This window comes from Streptomyces lanatus (genome assembly GCF_014655715.1).
GTDB lineage: Bacteria > Actinomycetota > Actinomycetes > Streptomycetales > Streptomycetaceae > Streptomyces > Streptomyces lanatus.
In genome coordinates, this window is the sequence record NZ_BNBM01000007.1 from 456,950 (window position 1) to 478,995 (window position 22,046).

At 71.2% G+C, this 22,046-nt stretch carries 16 protein-coding genes; 12 read left to right on the top strand and 4 right to left on the bottom strand.

The window, feature by feature from the left end:
• Nucleotides 1-218 precede the first annotated feature (218 nt).
• Nucleotides 219-3,929, top strand: coding sequence for a glycosyltransferase family 2 protein (locus tag IE325_RS21725; protein WP_190071627.1), 3,711 nt, complete (start codon nt 219-221; stop codon nt 3,927-3,929).
• Nucleotides 3,926-5,410, top strand: a complete 1,485-nt coding sequence (locus tag IE325_RS21730) for a DUF5719 family protein (RefSeq protein ID WP_190071628.1) — start codon at nt 3,926-3,928, stop codon at nt 5,408-5,410. The genes IE325_RS21725 and IE325_RS21730 overlap by 4 nt, the downstream gene beginning before the upstream one ends.
• A 31-nt stretch (nt 5,411-5,441) precedes the next feature.
• Here IE325_RS21730 and IE325_RS21735 read toward each other — a convergent pair whose 3' ends face one another.
• On the bottom strand, nt 5,442-5,885 hold the full coding sequence (locus IE325_RS21735) for a metallopeptidase family protein (protein WP_190071676.1): 444 nt from the start codon (nt 5,883-5,885) through the stop codon (nt 5,442-5,444).
• Between the two features lie 373 nt (nt 5,886-6,258).
• Between IE325_RS21735 and IE325_RS21740 the strand changes: the two genes are divergently transcribed.
• The 7 genes from IE325_RS21740 (at nt 6,259) to IE325_RS21770 (ending at nt 13,912) form a co-directional block, all read left to right on the top strand.
• Nucleotides 6,259-6,636: a DUF3499 domain-containing protein gene (locus IE325_RS21740; protein WP_228044524.1), complete on the top strand. Its 378-nt coding sequence runs from the start codon at nt 6,259-6,261 to the stop codon at nt 6,634-6,636.
• 151 nt (nt 6,637-6,787) lie between these two features.
• Entirely contained in the window at nt 6,788-8,404 is a 1,617-nt protein-coding gene (locus IE325_RS21745) for an L-lactate permease (protein ID WP_190071629.1), read from the top strand.
• A gap of 114 nt (nt 8,405-8,518) precedes the next feature.
• Entirely contained in the window at nt 8,519-9,883 is a 1,365-nt protein-coding gene (locus tag IE325_RS21750) for a phosphomannomutase/phosphoglucomutase (protein WP_190071630.1), read from the top strand.
• Between the two features lie 205 nt (nt 9,884-10,088).
• Nucleotides 10,089-10,259: a Trm112 family protein gene (locus tag IE325_RS21755; RefSeq protein WP_133046004.1), complete on the top strand. Its 171-nt coding sequence runs from the start codon at nt 10,089-10,091 to the stop codon at nt 10,257-10,259.
• Nucleotides 10,260-10,370: 111 nt separating this feature from the next.
• A complete protein-coding gene (locus IE325_RS21760) occupies nt 10,371-11,507 on the top strand; it encodes an SIS domain-containing protein (RefSeq protein ID WP_190071631.1) in 1,137 nt (378 codons plus the stop codon).
• Between the two features lie 119 nt (nt 11,508-11,626).
• A complete protein-coding gene (gene manA / locus IE325_RS21765) occupies nt 11,627-12,778 on the top strand; it encodes a mannose-6-phosphate isomerase, class I (protein WP_190071632.1) in 1,152 nt (383 codons plus the stop codon).
• 153 nt (nt 12,779-12,931) lie between these two features.
• On the top strand, nt 12,932-13,912 hold the full coding sequence (locus IE325_RS21770; protein WP_190071633.1) for a cation diffusion facilitator family transporter: 981 nt from the start codon (nt 12,932-12,934) through the stop codon (nt 13,910-13,912).
• 46 nt (nt 13,913-13,958) lie between these two features.
• On the opposite strand, the gene lepB is transcribed toward IE325_RS21770, so the two are convergent.
• Both lepB and IE325_RS21780 read right to left on the bottom strand, forming a co-directional pair.
• Nucleotides 13,959-14,639 (bottom strand): signal peptidase I, encoded by a 681-nt coding sequence (gene lepB, locus IE325_RS21775; protein WP_190071634.1) that lies wholly within the window; start codon nt 14,637-14,639, stop codon nt 13,959-13,961.
• A gap of 107 nt (nt 14,640-14,746) precedes the next feature.
• Complete coding sequence (locus tag IE325_RS21780; protein WP_190071635.1) at nt 14,747-16,861, bottom strand: fructose-specific PTS transporter subunit EIIC; 2,115 nt, start codon at nt 16,859-16,861, stop codon at nt 14,747-14,749.
• Between the two features lie 484 nt (nt 16,862-17,345).
• Between IE325_RS21780 and ahcY the strand changes: the two genes are divergently transcribed.
• Both ahcY and IE325_RS21790 read left to right on the top strand, forming a co-directional pair.
• Complete coding sequence (gene ahcY / locus IE325_RS21785) at nt 17,346-18,803, top strand: adenosylhomocysteinase (protein WP_190071636.1); 1,458 nt, start codon at nt 17,346-17,348, stop codon at nt 18,801-18,803.
• A gap of 186 nt (nt 18,804-18,989) precedes the next feature.
• Entirely contained in the window at nt 18,990-19,604 is a 615-nt protein-coding gene (locus IE325_RS21790; protein ID WP_190071637.1) for a hypothetical protein, read from the top strand.
• A 57-nt stretch (nt 19,605-19,661) separates the two neighbouring features.
• On the opposite strand, the gene IE325_RS21795 is transcribed toward IE325_RS21790, so the two are convergent.
• Complete coding sequence (locus IE325_RS21795; RefSeq protein ID WP_190071638.1) at nt 19,662-20,612, bottom strand: RDD family protein; 951 nt, start codon at nt 20,610-20,612, stop codon at nt 19,662-19,664.
• A 130-nt stretch (nt 20,613-20,742) separates the two neighbouring features.
• Here IE325_RS21795 and IE325_RS21800 point away from each other — a divergent pair, with 130 nt between their 5' ends.
• Nucleotides 20,743-21,750 (top strand): stage II sporulation protein M, encoded by a 1,008-nt coding sequence (locus IE325_RS21800; RefSeq protein WP_190071639.1) that lies wholly within the window; start codon nt 20,743-20,745, stop codon nt 21,748-21,750.
• Nucleotides 21,751-22,046: the final 296 nt, after the last annotated feature.

The window sequence follows — 22,046 nt, forward strand, 5'->3', positions numbered from 1 at the left end:
ACGGCTTCTCCCGCGCACGCACCTTCCCCGGCGCATGTACACGCGCACGCGCATACGTCTCGAACAGGTCTCGAACGGCCCGTCGCAGGTGGGTTATCCACAGGCGGCGGGCCGCCGTGATGCCCAGCCGATAGTGTGGTCGCTCGTCCGAGACACCCCGCTGTCCCCTTGGGGCACGGGCGTCCACCGCAGTCCATCGAACCGGGGCCCGTACCTCGATGTCCGTGCACAGCCACCCGGCAGCCCAGCACGACTCCGCTGCCGCAGCCGCGTTTGACCCGACCCGCCCGCCCGAGTTCCCACGTCATGTGGTCACCGCGGTCGTCGTCTCCCACGACGGCGCCCGCTGGCTGCCCGACGTGCTCGCCGGGCTGCTCGGCCAGGAGCGCCCCGCCCAGTTCGCCGTCGCCGCGGACACCGGCAGCGCGGACCACTCCGCGCAGCTGGTCACCGACGCCCTCGGCGCCGACTGTGTACTGCACCTCGCCCGGCGCACCGGATTCGGCCAGGCCGTCGAGGAGGCCAACCGCACGGCCCCCGTCCTCACCCCGGACGAACTGACGTATCTGAAGCGGCCCAGCGGCTGGGACCCCGTCACGCGCACCTGGCGCGACGACGCCTACGACATGCCCGAACTCCCCCACGGGGAGCCGGTCCAGTGGCTGTGGCTGCTGCACGACGACTGCGCCCCCGAACCCGACGCCCTGGCCCAGCTGCTGCGCGTCGTGGAGAACGAGCACGAGCTGGGGCGCGACGACGTCGCCGTCGTTGGCCCGAAGCTGCGCGGCTGGTACGACCGCCGCCAGCTCCTCGAGGTCGGCGTCACCATCGCCCACTCCGGCCGCCGCTGGACCGGCCTGGACCGCCGCGAACAGGACCAGGGCCAGCACGACCATGTGCGCCCGGTGCTGTCCGTGTCCACCGCAGGCATGCTGATCCGGCGCGATGTCTTCGACGAGCTCGGCGGGTTCGACCGGCGACTGCCCCTCATGCGGGACGACGTCGACCTGTGCTGGCGCGCCACGGCCGCCGGGTACCGCGTCCTCATCGCCCCCGAGGCCGTCGTACGACACGCCGAGGCGTCCTCCCGCGAGCGCCGCACCGTCGACTGCGTGGGCCGCACGGCCGCCTCCCCGCACAAGGTCGACAAGGCCGGCGCCGCCTACACCCTCCTCGTCAACACCCGTACCGCCATGCTGCCCTGGGTGCTGCTGCGCCTGGTGCTCGGCACCGTGCTGCGCACGCTCGCCTATCTCGTCGGCAAGGTCCCCGGACAGGCCCTCGACGAGATCCGCGGCCTCATGGGCACCCTGCTGCGCCCCGAGCGGATCATCGCCGGGCGGCGCAGGCGCGGACGGCCCGTCATCGACAAGGGCGAGCTGCGGGCCCTGTTCCCGCCGCCCGGCGCGACCGTGCGGGCCACCGTCGAACAGGTCGCGAGCAGCATGGTCGGCCGCTCCGACCCCGAAGTGACCTCGGGCGCGGGACGGCACGGCAGCGCCGTGGAGTCCGGACCCGGCGGCGACGACGCGGACTTCCTGGAGATAGAACAGTTCGCGCGCCTCAAGCGCGTCGCCCGCAAGCCCGGCCCGATGCTCTTCGTGGTGCTGCTGTTCGTCTCGCTGATCGCCTGCCGCGAGCTCCTCGACACCGGCGCCCTCGCGGGCGGCGCGCTGCTGCCCGCCCCGGCCGAGTCCGGCGAGCTGTGGTCCCATTACCTGGACGCCTGGCATCCGGTGGGCACCGGCGGCACCTCGTCCGCGCCCCCGTATCTCGCGCTCGTGGCGATGCTCGCCTCCACCCTGCTGGGCTCGACCGGGCTCGCGGTGACCGTCCTGCTGGTCTGCTCGGTACCGCTGGCCGGATTCACCGCCTACTTCGCCTCCCGGCCCCTTGTCGAGTCGCGCCTCCTGCGCGCGTGGGCGGCCGTCGTCTACGCCTTCCTGCCCGCCGCCACCGGCGCCCTCGCCGGCGGCCGCATCGGCACCGCGGTCCTCGCGATCCTGCTGCCGCTCATCGCCCGCGCGGGCATCGCGGCCAGCGGCCTGGCGAACAGCGCGGGCACGCGTGGCAGTTGGCGCGCCACCTGGGCCTACGCCCTACTGCTGACGGTCGCCACGGCCTTCGCGCCGATCATCTGGCCCATCGCGCTGCTCCTCGGCATCGGGCTGCTGGCGGTGCGCCGCACCGACATCACCGCGTACGGCCTGCGCTTCCTGGCCCAGTTCGGCGTGCCCCTGCTGGTGCTCGCGCCCTGGTCGCTGTCGCTGCTGCCGTTCGGCTTCTTCCAAGAGGCCGGTCTGGAGTACGGCTCCTCGGCCGCGTCCGCCCTGGACCTGGTCGGCGCCAGCCCCGGCGGCCCCGGCACCGTCAGCGGGCTGATGCTCATCGGCGTCGTGCTTGCCGCGCTCGCCGCCCTGCTGCGCTCCGAGCGCCAGGCGGCGGTCCGGACGGCCTGGGCGGTCGCCCTGCTGGGCTTCGTCTTCGCCGTCCTGTCCAACAGCTCCACCTGGGCCGGCCCCGCGACCCTCGTCTACGGCATCGCCCTCCTGGCCGCCGCCGTGCTCGGCGCCGACGGGGCACGCTCGCGTGTGGCCGAGCAGAGCTTCGGCTGGCGCCAGCCGGTGGCCGCGCTGATCGCGTTCGCCGCGGCCGCGGGCCCGCTGCTCCTCGCCGCCGGCTGGATGATCCGCGGCGCCGACGGGCCGCTGGAGCGGCGCGACCCGGTGCAGGTGCCCGCGTTCGTCGCCGAGGAGAGCGGCACCCGCGACCAGGCCCGCACTCTCGTCCTCGACAGCGACTCCGCGGCCCACGTCGGCTACATGCTGGTCCGCGGCTCCGGCGCCCGCCTCGGCGACGCCGAACTCGCCGTGGCCGACGGGGAGAACACCAGGCTCGACAAGATCGTCGCCAACCTCGTGGCCGGCTCCGGCGCCGACCAGGCCGACCAGCTGGGCGCGTTCGCGGTGCGCTACGTCCTCATCCACAAGGGCGCTCCGCGCGAGGTCACGCGCGTACTGGACGCCACGCCCGGCCTCTCGCGGCTGAGCGAGCAGCACGGCAGCGCGCTGTGGCGGGTCGACCGGCAGGTGTCGCGTGCGGCCATCGTCACCGGCGCCGATTCCGGGGCCACCGCCGGGGCCGACGAGCCCACGCCGGTCGCCGCCGGACCCGTGGAGATCCACACCACGATCCCGGCCGGCTCCGACGGGCGGGTCCTGCGGCTCGCCGACAGCGCCGACGACGGCTGGACGGCCACCCTCGACGGCAAGCCGCTCACCCCGACCACCGTCGACGGCTGGGCCCAGGGCTTCGAACTGCCCGCAGACGGCGGCAGACTGGACGTCACCCACGACGACCCGATCGGCCACACCGTCTGGCTGTGGACGCAGGGCTTCCTCGCCCTCGTGCTCGTCGTGATGGCGCTGCCCGGACGCCGGCGCGACATCGACGACGACCTGCCCGAGGAGGAGCCCGTACCGGCCGAGGCCATGGCGGGCGAGGGGCGACGAGCCCGCCGGCTGCGCGCCCAGGCCGAGGCCGAGGCCGATTCCGAGTCCGGGGAGAGCGGCCAGGGCGGGGAGTTCCCACCTCCGCCCGCCCAGGCCCCGGGAATCCCGCAGCAGACCCCCTACGGGGAGTGGGAGACCCCCAGCTACGCGGGCGCCGAGTACGGCAGTTACGGCGGCGAGCAGTACCAGGGCGGCCAGCAATATCCGGCGGGCGACGGCTACGACCAGGCGTATCAGGCGGATCCGTACCAGGGCGGCCAGTACGACCCGTACGCGTACGGCGGTCAGCCCCAGCCGGGCACGTACGACCCCTCGGCCCCGTACGACCAGACCTACCAGCAGGGTTACGACGGCACCTACGACCAGGCGCAGCAGCATCCGCACGGCAGTGAGCGTTCCGACGGGAGCCAGCAGTGAACCGCACGACCCTGTCCCTGATCGCCGGCACCGGCGCCCTCGCCGTCATAACCGGGATCGCGACGCTGACGTCGCAGGACGTCTCGGGCGCGGACACCGCGAAGGCGGCCGCCGAGCTGCCGGTGGAGCGTACGAGTCTGGTGTGCCCCGCGCCGAGCAGTTCGGACCTCGCCGAGACGACGTACACCTCGTTCACGCCCGTCACCAAGGGGACGGGGAGCGACGGCAAGGCGGAGCTGCTGCCGGGCAAGGGCAAGGGTGGCAAGGCCGGGAAGCCGGGGAAGACCGACAAGCCCGTTCTCCAGGTCAAGGAGCCGGGGGCGCCGGTCACCGGGGACGTCTCCGGGGCCGACTCGCCCGCGCTCATCGGTACCGCCGACGGGAAGTTCGCGCCCGGGTGGACCGTGCAGGAGACCACGGAGGTCGCGGCCGGTACCGGGCGTGGGATGCAGGGCGTCAACTGCACCGCGCCGGACACGGAGTTCTGGTTCCCGGGAGCGAGCACGGCCGCGGACCGGACCGACTACGTCCATCTGACGAACCCCGACGACTCCGCCGCCGTCGTCGACATCGAGCTGTACGGCAAGGATGGCGCGCTGGAGACCACGGTGGGGGAGGGGATCACGGTTCAGCCGCACTCCGGCGAGCCGATCCTGCTGTCCACGCTCACCAGCGAGAAGCAGGACAACATGACCGTGCATGTGAGTGTGCGCAGCGGTCGCGTCGGCGCCTCGGTGCAGGCGCTGGACGACAAGCTCGGCGGCGACTGGCTGGCGGCCTCCGTCGATCCGGCGGGGAGCCTGGTGATGCCCGGTATCCCGAAGGACGCCACCTCGGTGCGGCTGGTCGCGTTCGCGCCGGGGGAGGCGGACGCCGATCTGAAGGTGCGGCTCGCTTCGCCGTCCGGGTCGATCACACCTGCCGGGAACGAGACATTGCATGTCAGAGCCGGGATGACGAGCGCGGTGGATCTGGGTGACGTGATGCGGGGCGAGGCGGGATCGCTGGTGCTGACGCCCACGGATCGCTCCGTGCCGGTGGTCGCGGCGTTGCGGGTGGTTCGCGGCAAGGGTGCCAAGCAGGAGACGGCGTTCATCCCGGCCACACGGCCCGTCGGCGCGCGAGCCACGGCGGTGGACAACCGCGAGAAGGGCACCACGCTCTCCGTGACGGCGCCGTCCGGTACGGCGAAGGTCAGGGTGACGGCGTCGGCGGGCAGCGAGGGAGGCACGGCGGCGTCGAAGACGTACACGATCAAGTCCGGTACCACCCAGGAGATCGAGGCACCAGTGCCGAGCGGCCTGAAGGGTACGTACGCGCTGACGGTGGAGACGGTGTCGGGCGGCCCGGCGTACGCGTCCCGGACGCTGACGGCGACGGAGGAGGGGGTGTCCGGCTTCACCGTGCAGACGTTGCCGGACGACCGGGGGATGGTGGCGGTGCCGGAGGCGGACGAGGACCTGTCCGTGCTGCAGAAGTAGTGCGGGAGGGCTGAGCCGGCCCTCTCCCCCGTCAGTCCTCCCCGTAGCGCGGGTCGACCGTCTCCGGGGTCAGGCCCAGCAGCTCGGCCACCTGCTCCACGACCACCTCGTGGACCAGGGCCGCCCGTTCGTCGCGGCTCTTGGTGCGGATCTCCACCGGGCGCCGGTAGATGACCACCCGCGCGGGACGCCCCTCGCGGGCGACGATCGTGCCGCCCAGGGGGACCGCCTCGTCGTTCCAGGTACGCCCGTCCAGGCGGGGGACCTCCAGGACCAGGAAATCGATGTCGGTCAGCTGGGGCCAGCGGCGTTCGAGGCGTTCCACCGAGTCCTGGACCAGGTCGGCGAAGGCGTCGGCGCGGCTCGCGGCGAGCGGGACCTGGGGCGGTGCGATCGGGCCGCGCATGCCCCGTCCGTGGCGATCACGGCGGCGGGGCCCGGGGCCGGCGGCGCGGGGCGGTACAGGGGTGTCCATCACTGACGAAGCGTAGTCCTCACGGCCGGTGCGTGTCCGATCGCGGCCGGGTGCTGCGGACGCTGTTCTTCCGTGTCCTTCCATGTTCATCTGTGTCCGTCCGTGCGTACGCCATGTCGGTACATGACCATTCCAGCCAAGCTTGGGCTCGATTCCGTATCTCTCCGAGACCGGCGAAGTCGAGGTAATTGATGGGGTTTGTGGTGGGTGGTTATCGCTTCGGAAGGTGTTCGGGATCTCGGAACGCGGCTTCTGCGCAGGTCAGATGGGTGGGGCGGGAGAGGTGTGTGAGGTGCCGCACGGCACGACACGGTGGAGTGACCTGGGGGAGAGTCGTCGCGGCCCGCTCAAGAGTGCGGTACCGTCCAACGTCGTGAGCCCTGTACGTCGCTGTTCGCGCACCGCTTGCGGCCGCCCCGCCGTCGCGACGCTGACGTACGTCTACGCCGACTCGACCGCGGTCCTCGGCCCGCTCGCCACCTACGCCGAACCCCACTGCTACGACCTGTGCGCCGAGCACTCCGAGCGCCTCACCGCCCCGCGCGGGTGGGAGGTCGTGCGGTTGCTGGACGGTTCGGCCCCGGCCCGCCCCAGCGGCGATGACCTGGAAGCGCTGGCCAACGCCGTGCGCGAGGCGGCCCGTCCGCAGGAGCGGGCGGCGGAGGCCGGCGGGGGCGGTGGCCGTGGGGCCGACCCGATGGAGGTCGCGCGGCGAGGGCACCTGAGGGTGCTGCGGTCCCCCGACAACTGACGGTTCCCGCTCCCCTGTTGCGTGTTGGTTCCTGTGTGCTCATTTCGTTGAGTGATGCACAAGCATTGACGTCGGGTTGTCGCGGACACGACCATTCCGTATGCCGGAACGAGAAATCGATTTCCGCATGCCGGAATCCGGGGAGGCGCCCATGTACGTCCAGGAACTGGAGCCCGTAGCCGGCTCGCTGGGGCTGTCCGCCCTGGTCGCGGCCCTGCCGCTGGTGATCGTGCTCGTCCTGCTGGGCGGCGTCCGGATGAAGGCCCACCTCGCGGGGCTCACAGGGCTTCTGGCGGCCGCACTGGTCGCCTGGCTCGTGTACGGCATGCCGCTCGGGCAGACGCTCTCCAGCGCCGCCCAGGGAGCCGTCTTCGGGCTCTTCCCCATCCTGTGGATCGTCGTCAACGCCCTGTGGGTGTACCGGATGACCGTCCGGACCCGGCACTTCGACATCCTCCGCCGCTCGTTCGGGCGGCTCTCGGACGACCCGCGCATCCAGGCGCTCGTCGTCGCCTTCTGCTTCGGGGCCCTCCTTGAGGCCCTCGCCGGGTTCGGGGCGCCCGTCGCGATCTGCTCGGTCATGCTGGTGGCCCTCGGCTTTGAGCCGGTCCGCGCCGCCGTCGTCGCGCTGGTCGCCAACACGGCACCCGTCGCCTTCGGCGCCATGGGGACACCGGTGGTGACGCTCGCCCAGGTCACCGGGCTGCCGCTGGACGACGTGGCGTCCGTGGTCGGGCGCCAGACGCCCCTGCTGGCCCTCGTGGTGCCGCTCGTGCTGGTCGGGCTCGTGGACGGAAGGCGCGGACTGCGGGAGACCTGGGTCCCCGCCGTCGTCTGCGGATTCGCCTTCGCCGTCGCCCAGTTCGCCGCCTCCAACTACGTCTCCGCGCAACTCGCCGACATCGGCGCCGCCTTGGCCGGTGCGGGCGCCCTGGTCGCCGTACCGCACGCGCGTGTGCCCGCCACCGAGGCCGTGCGCGCGTCCGTGCTGACCGGAGCGCGCAGCGAGGAACTGGACGAGGACGATCCGCGCCGGGAGGTCGTGCGGGCCTACGCCCCGTACGCGCTGATCGTCGTGATCTTCTCCATCGCGCAGATCCCCGTGGTCAAGGACTGGCTGGCCGAGGCGACCCGGACGTTCGACTGGCCCTTCCTGAACGTCGCGAACCCGGACGGCGAGCCGGTCAGTGGCAATGTCTTCAGCTGGCCGATCGTGTCCACCGGCGGCACGCTCGTGCTGCTCGCCGGGGTCTGCACGGCCGTCGTCCTCGGCGTGCACGCGCGCGTGGCGCTCAAGGAATGGGCCGCCACCGTGCACGAGCTGAGGTTCGCCATCCTGACCGTGACGTCCGTGCTGGCGCTCGCCTACGTCATGAACCTCTCCGGGCAGGCCGCCACCATCGGCTACTTCGTGGCGGCGGCCGGCGCCGGGCTCGCCTTCCTGTCGCCGGTCCTCGGCTGGTTCGGGGTGGCGGTGTCGGGCTCGGACACCTCCGCGAACGCCCTGTTCGGCGCGTTGCAGGTGACCGCCGCCCGAGAGTCGGGGCTGTCGCCGGAACTCCTGGCCGCCGCCAACAGTTCAGGTGGTGTGCTCGGCAAGATGATCTCGCCGCAGAACCTGACCATCGCGTGCGCGGCGGTGGGGCTCGCGGGCCGGGAAGGGGACCTGCTGCGGCGGGTGCTGCCGTGGAGTCTGGGCCTGCTGCTGGTGATGTGTCTGATCGTGGTCGGACAGAGTTCACCGGTGCTCGGCTGGATGCTGCCCTGACGCCCAGGCTGACCTTGAGGTTACGGCTCGGGGTCCGCTCAGTGGGCGCACAGCGCACTGTCGGTCCGGGCGGGTAGTTTGGGGTGACCGACAGGACTTTCAGGAGGGTTGGCCGTGGCTGCTGATCTGTCACAGCTCGTGAAGGCGTACGACGTGCGCGGAGTCGTCCCGGACCAGTGGGACGAGTCGCTGGCCGAGCTCTTCGGGGCAGCCTTCGTCCAGGTGACGGGAGCGAGCGCGATCGTGACCGGTCACGACATGCGCCCGTCGTCCCCAGGCCTGTCCCGCGCGTTCGCCCGCGGAGCCGCCGCCCAGGGCGTCGACGTCACCGAGATCGGCCTGTGCTCCACGGACCAGCTCTACTACGCCTCGGGCGCGCTGGACCTGCCGGGCGCGATGTTCACGGCCTCGCACAACCCGGCCCAGTACAACGGCATCAAGATGTGCCGCGCGGGCGCGGCCCCGGTCGGCCAGGACACGGGCCTGACCGAGATCCGCGAACTGGTGGAGAACTGGACGGAGTCGAGCGCCCCGGCCGCGAAGGCGCAGCCGGGCACGATCACCCAGCGCGACACGCTGGAGGACTACGCGGCCCATCTCCGCTCCCTCGTCGACCTGACCTCCATCCGCCCCCTGAAGGTCGTGGTGGACGCGGGCAACGGCATGGGCGGCCACACCGTGCCGACGGTGTTCGGCGGCCTCCCGCTCGACGTGGTCCCCATGTACTTCGAGCTGGACGGCACGTTCCCCAACCACGAGGCCAACCCGCTCGACCCGGCCAACATCGTGGACCTCCAGCAGCGCGTCCGGGACGAATCCGCCGACCTCGGCATCGCCTTCGACGGCGACGCCGACCGCTGCTTCGTCGTCGACGAGCACGGCGCCCCGGTCTCCCCCTCCGCGATCACCGCCCTGGTGGCCTCCCGCGAGCTCGCCAAGCACGGCGGCAAGGGCACGATCATCCACAACCTGATCACGTCCTGGTCGGTCCCGGAGGTCGTCAAGGAGAACGGCGGCACGCCTGTGCGCACCCGCGTCGGCCACTCCTTCATCAAGGCCGAGATGGCGAAGTCCGGCGCGATCTTCGGCGGCGAGCACTCCGCCCACTACTACTTCAAGGACTTCTGGAACGCCGACACGGGCATGCTGGCCGCCCTCCACGTCCTCGCCGCCCTCGGCGGCCAGGACGGCCCCCTCTCCGGCCTCGTCGCCCAGTACGACCGCTATGCCGGCTCCGGCGAGATCAACTCCACCGTCGCCGACCAGGCGGGCCGCCTCGCCGCGATCAAGGCCGCGTACCAGGGCCAGGAGGGCATCGAACTCGACGAACTCGACGGCCTCACGGTGACCGCCGCCGACTGGTGGTTCAACGTCCGCCCCTCCAACACGGAACCCCTCCTGCGCCTGAACGCGGAGGCCCGTGACGAGACGACGATGACGAAGGTCCGGGACGAGGCGTTGGCGATCATCAGAGGGTGAGGGCACCCCTCAGGAGCAGCTCACGAGCAGCTCACGAGCAGCTGAGGAGCAGCCCAGGAGCAGCGCCTGGAGGACGGAACAGGCAGGGGCGGGGCGGGGGCGAACCCCGCCCCGCCCAACCCCGGCACCCCGCCCCCACCGGCGGTACGCTGACCAGGCACATCCGCACACCCGCACGTACCACCCACCCCCGAAGGGACCCGCCATGCCGCTGGAAGCCGGCCTCCTGGAGATCCTCGCCTGCCCGGCCTGCCACGCCCCCCTCAAGGAGCAGGACACCGAGCTGATCTGCACCGGCCAGGACTGCGGCCTGGCCTACCCGGTCCGCGACGACATCCCCGTCCTGCTCGTGGACGAGGCCCGCCGCCCCGCGTAGCACGACATCACGCCGCCCAAGGCGCACCCGGCACACAAAAGCCAAGCCGCCCAAGGCGCACCCGGCTCACAAAAGCCAACAAGACAACCCGGCGATCGGAGGCTGCCGCCCATGCTCGACGAATCGCTGCTGGACACGCCGGACGCGCTCGCCGAGGCCGACCGCCGTGCCCTGCTCCGAGGCGCGGCAGAAGCCGGCGCCCGCGTCCGCACCGCCGCCCGCCTCGCCGCCGAGGCAGGTGTCAACGACCTCAAGCCGGACGGCCGTCCCCGAGCCATCCTCATCGCCGGCCCCGGCGCCGCGGCCACCTGCGTCGCCGACCTCCTCGGCACCCTGGCAGGCGCCACCAGCCCCGTCACCCGACTGGCCCCGGCAGGCGTCGCCCCCGCGGCGGGCGCCCTGCGCTGGGAACTGCCGGGCTGGGCGGGCTCCGTGGACCTGCTGCTGATCACCACCCCCGACGGCACCGAACCGGGCCTGTCCCTGCTCGCCGAACAGGCGTACCGCCGCGGCTGCACGGTCGTGGCCGTGGCCCCCGCCCGCACCCCGCTCACCGAAGCCGTGCGCGACAACCACGGCCTGTTCGTGCCGATGGCGACCGCCCCGTACGAGCAGGACGAGCCCCTGGAACCCCTCGCGGCCTCCGGCCCCGGCGTCCTGTGGGCGCTGCTCACCCCGCTCCTCGCGCTCCTCGACCGCACCGGCCTGCTGACCGCACCGCCCGACGCCGTCGAGAAGGTCGCCGACCGCCTCGACCACATCGCCGAGCGCTGCGGCCCCGCCATCGCGACGTACAGCAACCCGGCCAAGACCCTCGCCGCCGAACTCGCCGACGCCCTCCCGCTGATCTGGACCGAGGGCGTCTCCGCCGGTCCGGCCGGCCGCCGTTTCGCCGGTGCGCTCGCCGAACTCTCCGGCCATCCCGCCGTGGTCGCCGAACTGCCCGAGGCCCTCGCCTCGCACAGCGCCCTGCTGGCCGGCCGACTCGCGGCGAGCGCCGACCCGGACGACTTCTTCCGCGACCGCGTGGAGGAGACACCGGCTCTGCACGCGCGCGTGGTGCTGCTGCGCGACCGCCCGATCGGCGGCCTCACCGCCGCGCCGTCCGCCCGAGACCTGGCCCTCAGCCACGACACGCCGATCAGCGAGCTGGAGCCGGAGCCCGGCGACGAGCTCGAAACCCTCGCGGAACTGATCGCCATCACGGATTTCGCCGCCGTTTACCTGGCGCTCGCCTCGGGGGCCTGATCTATCCCAGGACGCCCTGACAGCCGTACCCGCAAGGAACCGGCAGCCGTACGCACGGCGAACTCGCGTCCGACACAACGAGACCGCGCCGCACGGACAGAGAGCAGGCACACACCCGCATGGACCGCCTCGACAACACCATCCGCCCCTACGCCTGGGGTTCCACCACCGCGATCCCGAAGCTCCTCGGCATCGAGCCGACCGGCGAACCGCAGGCGGAGATGTGGATGGGCGCACACCCGGGCGCACCCTCGCGCACCGGGCGCGGCACGCTCGTCGAGGTGATCGAGGCCGACCCGGAGCGCGAACTGGGCGCGACGGCGGTCGCGAAGTTCGGCCCCCGCCTCCCCTTCCTCCTCAAGATCCTCGCCGCCGGCGCCCCCCTCTCCCTCCAGGTGCACCCCAACCTTGCGCAGGCGAAGGAGGGTTACGAGGATGAGGAGCGCCGCGGCATCCCGGTCGACGCCGGCCACCGTAACTACAAGGACGCCAACCACAAGCCCGAACTGATCTGCGCGCTCACCGAGTTCGACGGCCTGTGCGGCTTCCGCGACCCGCTCCGGGCGGCCGACCTCCTCGACGGCCTCGGCGTCGACTCCCTCAAGCCGTACGTCGACCTGCTGCACGCGCATCCCGAGGACGCGGCCCTGCGCGAGGTGCTCACCGCGATCCTCAGCGCCGACCCGGACGACATGGCCCACACCGTCACCGAGGCCGCGGCCGCCTGCTCCCGCCTCGGCGGCGACTACGCCGCGTACGCCGACATCGCGCACCACTACCCGGGCGACCCCGGCGTCATCGCCGCCATGCTCCTCAACTACGTCCGCCTCCAGCCCGGCGAGGCCCTCTTCCTCGGCGCCGGCATCCCGCACGCGTACCTGAACGGCCTCGGCGTCGAGATCATGGCCAACTCCGACAACGTCCTGCGCTGCGGCCTGACCCCCAAGCACGTCGACGTCCCCGAACTCCTGCGCATCGTCCGCTTCGAGGCGGGCGACGCGGGAGTGCTGCGCCCGGAAGCCGCCCCGGACGGCGAGGAGGTCTACGAGACCCCGATCGACGAGTTCCGGCTGTCCCGGTACGTCCTCCCCGAGGGCACCACCGCCCACGACCTCACCCGCGCCACCCCGCAGATCCTGCTCTGCACGGCGGGCACCGTCCGCGCCGGGGAGCACGAGCTGACCCCCGGCCGCTCCGTCTTCGTCCCGGCGGGCGAAAAGGCCGAAGTGTCCGGTGCCGGTACGGTCTTCCGGGCCACGGTCGTCGCCTGACCGAGGGCATCCGCCGACCCGGCGCACCAATGTCGGACCGGGCTGCAACAATGGCCCACCGGCAAAGGACGGGCAAAGCCGAGCCCGCGGGCTCAGCGGCTCCGAAGGCCCGAATGCCCCGAAGGCTCCGATGGTGAAGGGACAACGCGACACATGAGCGCGTCAGGCGGTACCAAGGCGATCGTGGCGGCACTCGCCGCCAACCTCGCGATCGCGGCATCGAAGTTCGTGGCGTTCGCGTTCAGCGGTTCGTCGTCGATGCTCGCCGAGGGTGTGCACTCGCTCGCCGACTCGGGCAACCAGGCCCTGCTGCTGGTCGGCGGCAAGAAGGCCCAGCGCGAGGCGACCCCGCAGCACCCCTTCGGCTACGGCCGCGAGCGCTACATCTACGCCTTCCTCGTCTCGATCATCCTGTTCTCGGTCGGCGGCATGTTCGCCCTCTACGAGGGCTACGAGAAGATCAAGCACCCGCACGAGGTCGAGCACTGGTACTGGCCGGTCGGCGTCCTCGTCTTCGCGATCATCGCCGAGACCTTCTCCTTCCGGACGGCCATCAAGGAGTCCAACGTCCTGCGGGGCAGGAAGTCCTGGAAGGAGTTCGTCCGCCACGCCAAGGCGCCCGAGCTGCCCGTCGTCCTCCTGGAGGACCTCGGCGCGCTGGTCGGCCTGGTCCTCGCCCTCGGCGGCGTCGGCCTGGCGCTGATCACCGGCGACGGCGTCTGGGACGGCATCGGCACGGTCTGCATCGGCATCCTGCTCGTCCTGATCGCGGTCGTCCTGGCCATCGAGACCAAGTCGCTGCTGCTCGGCGAGTCCGCGGACGTCGAGGTGGTCGGCAAGATCGAGGCCGCCGCCGTCGACGGCGATGTCGTCACCCGCGTCATCCACATGCGCACGCTCCACCTCGGCCCTGAGGAGCTCCTGGTCGCCGCCAAGATCGCGGTGAAGCACGACGACACCGCCGCCGAGGTCGCCTCCGCCATCGACGCGGCCGAGGCCCGCATCCGCGAGGCGGTCCCGATCGCCCGCGTCATCTACCTGGAGCCCGACATCTACAGCGAGGCCGAGGCGGCCAAGGGCGCCGACCGCGAGGCGACGCCGGGAGGACCGGCACAGCACGACGCCGAGCACTGACCCGTACGGTGACGGGGCCCGCCGAGCCGATCGGCGGGCCCCGTCGTCATCCCGGCAACCGCCATTCCGGGGCGATCGGAGCGCGTCCGCGCTTCCGTACGACTCGCGCCGCGATCCCCAGCCCGACCCCGGTCAGCGTCAGCAGGGCCCCCAGCACGATCGCGGTCCCGATGACGGCAGGCACGGCGTAGCTGTCGGTCACCCGACCCCGGATCTCGGACTCGGCGAACGTCCCGTTCCGGTCGTCGGGAAAGGCCCGTGAATCACGGGCGTTGGCACGGTTGTCACCCAGCAGGAACAGCCGCCCCTCGGGAACCCGCACGTCGTAGTCCGGCACCCCGGCTCCACCACCGGCCTCCCCGCCTTTCAGATACGGCTCCTCGATCGCCTTCCCGTTCACGGTGACGCGCGCGGCCGCTCCCGCCCCGGTGCAGCACGCCACACGATCACCGCCCACACCGATGACCCGCTTGACCACCAGCCCGTCGAATCCGTACCGCTCAGGCGCCGAGAACAGCACGACGTCCCCGCGCCGCACCTCACCCCCGCCGGTCCGCTCATAGAAGATCCGGTCACCCGGCCCATACGTCGGCGTCATGCTCTCGCTCGACACGACGGCCCCACCGAGCTCGAGCCGCGCATAGGCAAGCCCGCCCAGCCCCAACACCAGCCCCAGCAGCCCCACCACGACGGCTGCGACCCCAAGTCTTCGTCCTGTACCGGACATTGCATCCCTCCCCATACGGCCTCTCCGCCGGCGGAGCGTACCCGGCCGCTGTGACGGGGCAGTGCGGGCCCGCGCCCACCCCGTGGACGCGGACCCGCTCAATCCGGCTAACCGACCTCGCGCAGCACCCCGAGCACGGCCGACTCGTCCGGCGCCGCGAGCAGCCGCTCCCGGAACTCCGCGTCCATCAACTTCCGCGACAGCAACGCCAGAATCCGCAGATGCTCATCGCCCGCCGCAGCCTCCGGTACGGCGATCATGAACACGAGCCTCGCCTTCGTACCGTCCGGCGAGCCCCACTCGACGCCCTCCACGGACCGGGCGAAACCGACGACCGGCGCGCTCACCGCGTCCGTCTTGGCATGCGGAATCGCGATCTCCTCCCCGAGCCCGGTCGTGCCCTGCTCCTCCCGCCGGAGCGCCGTCGCCACCAACTCGTCCGGATCCACGACCTTGCCGGTACGACCCAGCAGCTCCGCCATCTCACGAATCGCGGCCTCCTTGTCCCCGGCACCGAGCCGAATCTTCACGGTCCGCTCGGTGAGATAGCCGGAGAGCACGTCGCCCGAGTCACCGTCGGCTCCGGTCTCACCGGCCACTTCGGCAGTGCCGACCGGGTCAGCCGCGTCGACAGAGCCGGCCGGGCCCACAGCGTCAGGGCCGGCGGCATCTGCCCGCCCGACCTGCCGGGGCACACCCTCCTGCCCCACGCCGGCCCCCACCAGCACAGCCTCCCGCGCACCCACGCCCAGACCGACGCCCGCTTCCCCACGCCGCCTGCGCTCGCCCAGGTCGACGAGGGCGACCGTGGTCAACGCGGTGACGACCGACCCGATCACCACTGCCACGAAGAACATCGGCACACCGCTCACCGCACCCAGCACGGCCACGATCGGCCCACCGTGCGGCACCGCGTCCTCGACACCGGCGACCCCGGCGATCGCACCGGCGACCGCACCGCCCAGCATGTTGGCGGGGATGACCTGCGCGGGCCGCGCCGCCGCGAACGGGATCGCGCCCTCGGAGATGCCGAAGCAGCCCATGAACAGCGAGGCGAGCCCGGTCTCCCGCTCCTGCTCGGTGTACAGCCGCTTCCGGATCAGCGTGGCCAGCCCCTGACCGAGCGGCATGACCGGGATCGCCGCCGCGCACATGCCCATGACCGTCTGGTTGCCGGTCGCGATGAGCCCGGCGCCGAACAGGAACGCCGTCTTGTTGACCGGCCCGCCCATGTCGAACGCGATCATCAGCCCGAGAATCGCCCCCAGCAGGATCGCGCTGGTGCCGGTCATCCCGCTCAGCCAGCTGGTCAGATGCTCGAACACCCAGGAGATCGGTTTGCCCAGCACGTAGATGAAGAACATCCCGAGCACCGTCGTCGCCAGGATCGGGATCACGATGATCGGCATGATCGGCTGCGCGAACTTGGGGACCTTGACCTTCTTGATCCACAACACCAGATACCCGGCGAGGAACCCGGTCACGATCGCCCCGATGAACCCGGCCCCGGCCTTGGAGTCGTACAGCTCACCGGTGTTGGCGATCCAGCCACCGATCATGCCGGGCACGAGCGCGGGCCGATCGCCTATCGCATACGCGATGTAACCGGACAGGATCGGCACCATCAGCGTGAAGCCGATGACCCCGATGTTGTTCACGTCCATCCAGAAGGAGTCCTTCGGGATGACCAGACCGCCCGACGGGTCGGTGTGCCCGCCGAGCGACAGCGAGATCGCGATCAGCAGCCCGCCGACCACGACGAACGGGATCATGTAACTGACCCCGTTCATCAGCGCCTTGTACCCGACGCTCCGCTCCTTGCCACCACCGGGCGCGGAAGCCGTGGGGGCGCTTCCTACCTCGTGCACCGGCGCCGACAACACTCGCTCGATCAGCTGCTCGGGATGGCGAATACCTTCGGCCACCCCCACGCTCAGCACCCGCTTGCCCGCGAAACGGCTCAGGTCCACGTCCTTGTCCGCGGCGATGATGACGCCGTCGGCGTGGCTGACATCGTTGTCATCAAGGACGTTTTCAGCCCCGATGGATCCCTGGGTCTCCACCTTCATGTCGATGCCACGACTCTCGGCGGCCTGCGCGAGCTTCTCGGCCGCCATATATGTGTGGGCGATGCCGGTCGGGCACGCGGTCACCGCGAGCAGCCTCAACCGCTGCTGCTCGCCACCGCCGCCCGTGGGGGGAGGGCCGGCCGGATTGATCACGTCGATCTCCTAACGCCATTGTCATGCGGATACGCCGTCCCGGACGCCCGCAAGATCGATCAGATGTTCCGATCTGCAGGGCATCCTGCCCCACCTCCCCGCAAGCTCAAAGGGGCGGAGTTCCCGGAACATCCCGGTCTGCCGCCACCTGTGAACCGTTCGTTGGTGTCCTGTTATCGCTCCCGCACCCGACCGTCACCCGACCCGCCCACCCCGGACCGAACGACCCCCTCCTTGGCGAGAACTGTTCGGAGGCGGACTGGGGACGGCCGGGTGTCCCGGTGTAGCTTGGGACAGAGCCAGACGTCGCTGCTGATGGCGGTCGGGCGGTCCCGATGCGGACCGACCGAGGGAGAGAGGGCCTCCGACGGACTGCGCTGCGCGTACGCGGGCATGCCTGTGTCCTCCTCGGACACCCCTGTGTCCGCCGCCGCGCAGACCAGCCGTACCCACCCTCGACCCAAACCCCGAGGAGCAGCTCGCAATGACGACTGTCGAGAACCGACAGGACTTCAAGGTCGCCGACCTCTCCCTGGCCGCTTTCGGCCGCAAGGAGATCACCCTCGCCGAGCACGAGATGCCCGGCCTGATGGCGATCCGCAAGGAGTACGCCGAGACCCAGCCGCTGGCCGGCGCCCGCGTCACCGGCTCCCTGCACATGACCGTGCAGACCGCCGTCCTCATCGAGACCCTGGTCGCCCTGGGCGCCGAGGTCCGCTGGGCGTCCTGCAACATCTTCTCCACACAGGACCACGCCGCCGCCGCGATCGCCGTCGGCCCGAACGGCACGCCCGACAACCCCCAGGGCATCCCGGTCTTCGCTTGGAAGGGCGAGACCCTGGAGGAGTACTGGTGGTGCACGGAGCAGGCCCTGACCTGGCCGAACACCCCCACCGGCGGCCCGAACATGATCCTGGACGACGGCGGTGACGCCACCCTCCTCGTCCACAAGGGCGTCGAGTACGAGAAGGCCGGCAAGGTCCCCTCCGTCGACACCGCCGAGTCCGACGAGCACCGCGTCATCCTCGAACTCCTGCACCGCACCATCACGGACGGCTCGCAGAAGTGGACCCAGCTGGCGTCCGAGATCCGCGGCGTCACCGAGGAGACCACCACCGGCGTCCACCGCCTGTACGAGATGCAGCGCGACGGCGACCTCCTCTTCCCCGCCATCAACGTGAACGACGCCGTCACCAAGTCGAAGTTCGACAACAAGTACGGCTGCCGCCACTCCCTCATCGACGGCATCAACCGCGCCACCGACGTCCTGATCGGCGGCAAGACCGCGGTCGTCTGCGGCTACGGCGACGTCGGCAAGGGCTGCGCCGAGTCCCTGCGCGGCCAGGGCGCCCGCGTGATCATCACCGAGATCGACCCGATCTGCGCCCTCCAGGCGGCGATGGACGGCTACCAGGTCACGACCCTCGACGAGGTCGTCGACAAGGCCGACATCTTCATCACCACGACCGGCAACAAGGACATCATCATGGCCTCGGACATGGCCAAGATGAAGCACCAGGCGATCGTCGGCAACATCGGTCACTTCGACAACGAGATCGACATGGCCGGCCTCGCCAAGGTCCCCGGCATCGTCAAGGACGAGGTCAAGCCGCAGGTCCACACCTGGACCTTCCCCGACGGCAAGGTCCTCATCGTCCTGTCCGAGGGCCGCCTGCTGAACCTGGGCAACGCCACCGGCCACCCGTCCTTCGTGATGTCCAACTCCTTCGCGGACCAGACCCTGGCCCAGATCGAGCTGTTCACCAAGCCGGACGCCTACCCCACCGGCGTGTACACCCTGCCCAAGCACCTGGACGAGAAGGTCGCCCGCCTCCACCTGGACTCGCTCGGCGTGAAGCTGACGACACTCCGCCCGGAGCAGGCCGCGTACATCGGCGTCGAGGTCGAGGGCCCGTACAAGTCGGACCACTACCGCTACTGAGCCGGATCGGCACCGCGCGGACCGCGGTGCCGATCCCGCTGTACAGCGGCAGTACCTCCGAGGCAGGCCCCCGCACCCCCGTGCCGGGGGCCTGCCCCGTTGGCCCACATGCTCGGCCACACAGCCTCATCGGCCCGAGCGGCCGCGGCCAGCCAGCCCGCCCGTCCGTCAAGCCCCAGGACCCCGATGCCCCGCGGCCGATATTCGCTCCACGATCCGCACGATCACACCCCCCTCGCAGAAGAGCACTTCCACTGCGCCCCCGGCCCTTCCGGCTGGCGCTACGTCGCCCAGCTGACCACCCCCGCCGGCGATCACAGCGGCTCGGTCGACCTCACCCTGGACGAACTCGGCCGTCCCATCCGGCTCGAACTCCACGCCGGCGGCTGGCAGGTACGTGGTGCCGCCCTCGACGGCGTCACCTGGGTCCGTACCGACCCCACCGGGATCCACGCCACTGAAGGCAATGTGCGCGCCCACGCCTTCACCGGCACGTCCCCCGCATTCCTCATCGCCACCACCCGTCTCCTCCGCCTCACCCCTTCCGCCTCCGCAACCCCCGTCCGCCTCGTGGCCCTGACGGACCCGGTCCTCGCCCCCCGCACCGTGGACCAGTCCTGGGCCTTGGTGAACAGCGAAACACACGCCACTGACAACGGCCCTCTGACCGTGGACGAATACCAGGTCACAGCCCTGGACACGGGCGAGCAGCACGCCGTACACATCGCGGGAGACGTGGTCGTGGCGGCCCCCGGCATCGAGCTGGAGGACCTGGACTCACCGCCGTCGACGTTCACATGACCGAGAGGCCCGGCCCGGCGGAATCACTGCCGAGCGCAGCCGCAGAACGGCAGGAAACTAGGCCGGGGGCACGAAACCGGTGGCGGACCGCTCCCCTTCCACCTGATCCCCGTGCTGCCCCTCAGTCTGAGCAGCACCCCCGCCATACGCGGCAGGAGCCGGCGGGGTCGGTGCCGCGGCGGGCGGCATGACCGGCGGACCGTACACACCCGCCGCACGGCCCTCCGCAGCCCTCCGCCCATCCGCCGACCCGGCGACACCGTTGCCGAAGGCGCGCCGCGCCTCTCGCGCCCGCCGTTCCTGCAGAACCGCGGCCAGATAAGCGGCCGGCGGCACACCCTGCGGCGCCGGAGCGCCCGTGCGGGCGGCGACGTCGGCCGAGAGCCGCTCCGCCATGCTCCAGGAGACCTGCGGGTCGAGCTGCTGCATCCGCGTCAGGTACTGGCGAACGGCCAGCCACAGCCCATCGGGAACCGCCGACAGATCGAGCTCCGAGAACCGCCCGGCCAACCACGGCGGGGGAGGAGGCACGAATCCCGTCCGCGCGAGCGGCACCCGCTCTCTTACGACGAGAGTCCCGGCGAACACATCACCAAGCCGCCGCCCGCGCGCGGACACCAGCGAAGCGATGACAGCGACGACACCGAGCGTCATCAGAATCTCGATCACGCCGATGAGCCCACGCACCAGCGCGTGCCGGAACCGGATCGGCCCGCCGTCGTCGCGCACCACCCGCAACCCGCACGCCATCTTCCCGAGCGACCGCCCATGGCTGAGCGTCTCGACCGCGATCGGCCCCCCGACCAGCAGCAGAACGAACAACGCGATCGACAGCGCGGTCTGGGCGGCCTCGTCCAACGAGGCGGTGGCAGCCACCACGCCAACGGTCACGACCATGTAGGCGACGAAGGCCACGACCAGATCGAGCAGCACGGCAAGCGCCCTGCTGGGCAGCTTTGCGGGGCGCAACTCCAGCGCCACAGCCTCGCCCGTGACCAGCTCACTCACGCTGTCCGTCCTTCCCCTGACCTGCCTGTGGAATGGCCAGTCTGCCAAGCTGAGGGCGCATCGCGCCGCAGTACGACAAGCTGACACCTACGACGAGTCGCCGACGAACAGCCGAGGAGCAGAAAACCAGATGGACCTCGACGTCTTCGTCACCGCCCACCGAGCCGAGTGGGACCGCCTCGACGCACTGCTCGGACGCCAGCGCCGCCTCACCGGCGCCGAGGCCGACGAACTCGTCGCCCTCTACCAGCGCACCGCCACCCACCTCTCCCTGATCCAGTCCAGCGCGCCCGACCCCCAGCTGACCGGCCGGCTCAGCCAACTCGTGGCACGCGCGCGTAGCGCCGTGACAGGCACACGACGCGCCTCCTGGCGCGATGTCACGCGTTTCCTCGCCTACGGCTTCCCGGCCGCGGTCTACCGATCACGCCACTGGTGGGTACCCACAGCACTCCTGTCCACCCTCGTCGCAGCCCTCCTGGGCTGGTGGATAGGCACCCATCCCGAAGTACAGGCCACCATCGCGGCCCCCAGCGAACTGCGCGAGCTCACCCGCCCCGGCGGCCAGTACGAGACGTACTACTCCAGCCACCCCGCGGCCTCCTTCGCGGCCCAGGTCTGGACGAACAACGCGTGGGCCGCGGCCCTGTGCCTGATCCTCGGCGTCTTCCTGGGCCTCCCTGTCCTCTGGATCCTCTTCCAGAACATGCTCAACCTCGGTGTCGGCATCGGCCTCATGTCCTCGGCGGGCCGCCTGGACACCTTCCTCGGCCTCGTCCTGCCCCACGGTCTCCTCGAACTGACCGCGGTCTTCGTAGCCGCCGGCACCGGCCTGCGCCTCGGCTGGACCCTCATAGACCCAGGTCCGCGCACCCGCCGTTCAGCCCTCGCCGAAGAGGGCCGGGCCGCGATAGGCATGGCGATAGGCCTGGCCCTGGTCCTGTTCATCTCCGGCGCCATAGAAGGCTTCGTCACTCCATCGGGCCTGCCCACCTGGGCGCGCATCAGCATCGGCGTCATAGCCGAGCTGGCATTCCTCGCATACGTCTACGTCCTCGGCGGCCGTGCCGCCCGCGCCGGAGACACCGGCGACCTCGATGCGGCCGAACGCAGCGCCGCCGTTCCGACAGCGGCCTGATGTGCGAGCACACCTGCTGAGCTGCTAGTCTCCTCTTCGCCCCACAGGAGCCGTTGACACGGAGCATGTGGGGAGGTAGATTCGAACAGTTGCCTGGAAGTGGATCCAGTCCCGTCCGGGCAGAGTGAGTATCTGTCTGCTTCAGTGGAACATCGATTCCCAAGAAGCCCCCTCCCGATGATTTCGGAATTGAGTGGCTGGTCAGTCCGGCCCGAGAGTTCTGATAAAGTCGGAACCGCCGGAAAGGGAAACGCGGAAGCGGGAACCTGGAAAGCACCGAGGAAATCGGATCGGGA

Bases quoted from the DNA above. Each gene is read 5' to 3' on its own strand.
- lepB (WP_190071634.1), bottom strand. From the start codon at position 14,639: ATGTCCGGTACAGGACGAAGACTTGGGGTCGCAGCCGTCGTGGTGGGG.
- manA (WP_190071632.1), top strand. From the start codon at position 11,627: ATGGACCGCCTCGACAACACCATCCGCCCCTACGCCTGGGGTTCCACC.
- ahcY (WP_190071636.1), top strand. From the start codon at position 17,346: ATGACGACTGTCGAGAACCGACAGGACTTCAAGGTCGCCGACCTCTCC.
- IE325_RS21770 (WP_190071633.1), top strand. From the start codon at position 12,932: ATGAGCGCGTCAGGCGGTACCAAGGCGATCGTGGCGGCACTCGCCGCC.
- IE325_RS21725 (WP_190071627.1), top strand. From the start codon at position 219: ATGTCCGTGCACAGCCACCCGGCAGCCCAGCACGACTCCGCTGCCGCA.
- IE325_RS21755 (WP_133046004.1), top strand. From the start codon at position 10,089: ATGCCGCTGGAAGCCGGCCTCCTGGAGATCCTCGCCTGCCCGGCCTGC.
- IE325_RS21800 (WP_190071639.1), top strand. From the start codon at position 20,743: ATGGACCTCGACGTCTTCGTCACCGCCCACCGAGCCGAGTGGGACCGC.
- IE325_RS21760 (WP_190071631.1), top strand. From the start codon at position 10,371: ATGCTCGACGAATCGCTGCTGGACACGCCGGACGCGCTCGCCGAGGCC.
- IE325_RS21745 (WP_190071629.1), top strand. From the start codon at position 6,788: ATGTACGTCCAGGAACTGGAGCCCGTAGCCGGCTCGCTGGGGCTGTCC.
- IE325_RS21735 (WP_190071676.1), bottom strand. From the start codon at position 5,885: ATGGACACCCCTGTACCGCCCCGCGCCGCCGGCCCCGGGCCCCGCCGC.
- IE325_RS21790 (WP_190071637.1), top strand. From the start codon at position 18,990: ATGCCCCGCGGCCGATATTCGCTCCACGATCCGCACGATCACACCCCC.